Origin of the sequence: Paenarthrobacter sp. PPS72 (genome assembly GCF_048537125.1) — a bacterium.
Lineage (GTDB): Bacteria > Actinomycetota > Actinomycetes > Actinomycetales > Micrococcaceae > Arthrobacter > Arthrobacter nitroguajacolicus_E.
On record NZ_JBLYIE010000031.1, the window covers coordinates 418 to 929 of the forward strand.

The following is a 512-nucleotide window of genomic DNA, read 5'->3' on the forward strand; positions in this document are numbered from 1 at the left end:
GCTGCGTGCCGACAGTGCGTTTTATGGTCACGCGGTCGTCGCCGCTGCCCAGCGGGCCGGGGCGAAAGTGTCCATTACCGTCCGGATGGACCCGGCCGTCAAACGCGCCATCGCCACCATCGCTGAGAAGGCCTGGACCACCATCGAGTACACCGACGCGGTCCGCGATGAAACCACCGGGGCCTGGATTTCCTCAGCGGAAGTCGCCGAAACCGACTTCACAGCTTTCGTGGGCCGGAAGAAAGCCGAACGCATCCACGGGCGCCTGATCGTGCGCCGGATCCCGGAACTGAACGCCCAAGCCGGCGCGGGCCAACAGACCCTGTTCGACACCCACCGCTTCCACGCCTTCTTCACCACCACCGCCCTGGACGCCGTCACGGCGGACAAAACCCACCGCCAGCACGCCATCATCGAGCAGGTCAACGCGGACCTCAAAGACAGCGCCCTCGCCCACTTACCCTCGGGAAAGTTCACCGCCAACGCCGCGTGGCTGGTCCTGGCGAGCATCG

Annotated in this window: 1 protein-coding gene; it reads left to right on the forward strand. The window is 66.0% G+C overall.

The window, feature by feature from the left end:
- Nucleotides 1-512: transposase family protein (locus tag ACLRGI_RS23420; RefSeq protein WP_503827039.1), on the forward strand; the 512-nt coding region annotated here is incomplete at both ends.